This window comes from Streptomyces sp. NPDC058877, assembly GCF_042742855.1.
GTDB lineage: Bacteria > Actinomycetota > Actinomycetes > Streptomycetales > Streptomycetaceae > Streptomyces.
The window spans coordinates 1-2,453 of record NZ_JBHYMF010000361.1 but is presented as its reverse complement, the minus strand read 5'-3'; the positions used below and the strand labels follow the sequence as shown (position 1 = coordinate 2,453).

Genomic DNA, 2,453 nt, shown 5'->3' with positions numbered 1-2,453 from the left:
CCGTCGTCGGCGCCGAGCCGCCCGAGTCCTGTCCGAACACCACGTCCGAGCAGGTGTAGAACGCCTCGGGGGAGTCCGAGCGCTGCCAGATCGAGTAGATGAGGTGGCGCCCCGACTTCTTCGGCACCGTTCCCCGGAACACGTAGTCGCCGTTCTGTATGCCCGGATCGGTCACCCTCGCGAACGGCTCGCTCTCCAGGTCCGACCACTTCAGCGGCTTCGTCGGGTCGTACCCGTCCTTCGTCACGTACAGCGCGAAGGAGCCCTTGTGCGGGGCGGTGCCCTTGTACCGGAAGGTGTGCGCACCCGCCTCCATCCGGCTCGCGGGCCAGTCGGCCCGCGCCAGGTCGAGCCCCCGGTACTTGTCGTTGCCCGCGCTGCACAGCTTGCCGTCCGGGATCAACTGCCGGTGCTGCCCGGCGGCGTTGGCGATGTTCACCGCGTTCCAGTCGTAGAACGCCTGCGTTCCGCTCGCCGCCACGGCCGCCTTGCACGCCGCCGATCGAGGCGCTTCGGGTCCCTCCGCGTAGCAGGCCGCGACCCGGCTCACCGGATCCGTCATCGAACCGTGCGCGAAGGCGGGCTCCACCACGAGCCCCGACAGGCCCAACACGGCGGTGGCGGTGACGGCGGCGGCCGTACGACGAGAGGTCATGGGGGGACAGCTCCTTCACGAGGACGGTGCGGGGGATGTCTGGAAGCTAGCCGACCGAACCCGCGGAAAAGCTCGTGGAACGGGGTGCACGGCGATCCTTAGGGCCGCTTTAAGGAACCGCTAAGCGTGGACTCAGGGAGCCGCCGGTGCCGGAACCCGGGACCTGGGAGGACGCCTCCCCCGGGTCCTTGGGGGTGTTCGCCCGGGTCCGTTTTGGACTCGGCGTTGGCGTGTTTCACGCGGATCCGCTGGGAGGACCGGCAACGTCGCTGCTCGCGCCAGGCGTGGTGCTCGCCCAGCGACGTGTCGTCCTGCGTCTTCTTCGGCGGTGCACTGGCCTGGGCTGGGAAGACGCGATGCTCGTCCGGCTGGACTGACGAGCCGTGACAGAGACGAGACCTCGGCTCGGGAAGCCAAGGTGATCCAGGGCTTGCCATGGTGCTGATCTGCGCCGGAACGGCTACGGCCCTCTGGCCGACCGGCGGCCTGGTCCCCACCGTTCCCCTTGGTGCCCCGCATGACCCGCCACGGGCGTCCGTTCCTCGCGCTTGCGGTTCCAGCACCGGAACGGAGGTTCCCCGTCTTCGCGCGTCGGCGATTGTCGGTGCGGTCCCGTAGCTTGGGGCCATGGTTGGTGCGGGCAAGTTCATTCGCCTCGGTGAGTCGTCGGCCGTGGGCCGGCCCACGGCGGGCGTCCAGCCCTACTACGCGCAGCGCGCCGAATGGCTGGGGCAGAGGTACGGGAGCGTCACCTTCGAGGAAGTGCACGGCGGGGTGTTGGATCTGCTTCCACCGTCGTCGGCGAAGGTGCTGGACGTGGGGGCTGGCACGGGGCGGGACGCTGCGGCACTCGCACGGCGCGGTTACCACGTGGTGGCGGCGGAGCCGGTGCGTGAGCTTCGGGAGGTCGCGCTGAGCCTGGACCCGTGTGAAAACGTCCGCTGGGTCGAGGACTCGCTCCCCGCGCTGTCCCACCTGGAAGGGCCTTTTGAGCTGGTGCTGTTGTCGGCCGTGTGGATGCACCTGGCACCTACCGAGCGTGGACCGGCAATGGAGCGACTGGCCACGCTACTGGCTCCCTCGGGACTGCTGGTCGCATCGCTTCGACGTGGAGCCCCGCCGACAGACCGAGTGATGTTCGATGTGCCCGCGGAGGAGGTCGTTCGGGATGGGCAACGGGCGGCGTTGCGGTTGGTGAGACTCGTGCAAGAGGGCGAGGACCGGCTCGGCCGTGCCGAGGTGTGGTGGCAGACGGTTGTTCTGGGCAAGGGGGGCCGGTGAGCGGGAGGGAATTCTACGCCCAGGATTCCTCGGCGCGTGCGTCGTGGAGGTTGGCAGTGCTGATGGGGGCCAACTCGCGCACCTACAAGTTCGCCCTTGGCCAGGCCCTGTTGGAGTTCGGGAAGGGGGGACGAGAGGAGATCCCCCTTGCCGAGCTCGCCGCTGCCTACAGCCTGGGCCTGGTGCAGCATCTGGCCCGAGAACGGCAGGCGCCGCAGACGGTGGAGTTGGGAGAGAAAGACTTCCTCACCGTCGCTGAGCAGGAGAGGGCCGCGACGCTGGACGCGGGCAGGCCCACCGAGCGCCTGCTGGAGGCCGCGGTGCGTTCCATGCCGATGATGGTGATGCAGAAGTTCCACAATCTCCGTGGTGATACTGCGGTGCCCCACACCTTCTACGAGCTGGCGGGGACGGGACGGCAACGTGAGCTGCCCCGAGTTTCGTAGAGTCCGATCTTGATTGGTTCAGGCGGACTGCGGGGTCTGTTCCTGGCTGCGCCAGAAGGCTTCCTCGTACT

The 2,453-nt window shown here is 68.5% G+C and carries 3 protein-coding genes; 2 read left to right on the top strand and 1 reads right to left on the bottom strand.

All coding sequences use genetic code 11. The features are described from left to right. Positions 1 to 655: lytic polysaccharide monooxygenase (locus ACFW2Y_RS35485; protein ID WP_384887789.1), on the bottom strand; the 655-nt coding region annotated here is incomplete at its 3' end. Positions 656 to 1,282: 627 nt separating this feature from the next. Between ACFW2Y_RS35485 and ACFW2Y_RS35480 the strand changes: the two genes are divergently transcribed. After that, positions 1,283 to 1,936, top strand: a complete 654-nt coding sequence (locus ACFW2Y_RS35480) for a class I SAM-dependent methyltransferase (protein WP_384887786.1) — start codon at positions 1,283 to 1,285, stop codon at positions 1,934 to 1,936. A gap of 56 nt (positions 1,937 to 1,992) precedes the next feature. Further along, on the top strand, positions 1,993 to 2,382 hold the full coding sequence (locus ACFW2Y_RS35475; protein WP_384887784.1) for a hypothetical protein: 390 nt from the start codon (positions 1,993 to 1,995) through the stop codon (positions 2,380 to 2,382). Positions 2,383 to 2,453 lie beyond the last annotated feature (71 nt).

Coding starts and splice junctions, on each gene's coding strand:
- ACFW2Y_RS35480 (WP_384887786.1), top strand. CDS start 1,283: ATGGTTGGTGCGGGCAAGTTCATTCGCCTCGGTGAGTCGTCGGCCGTG.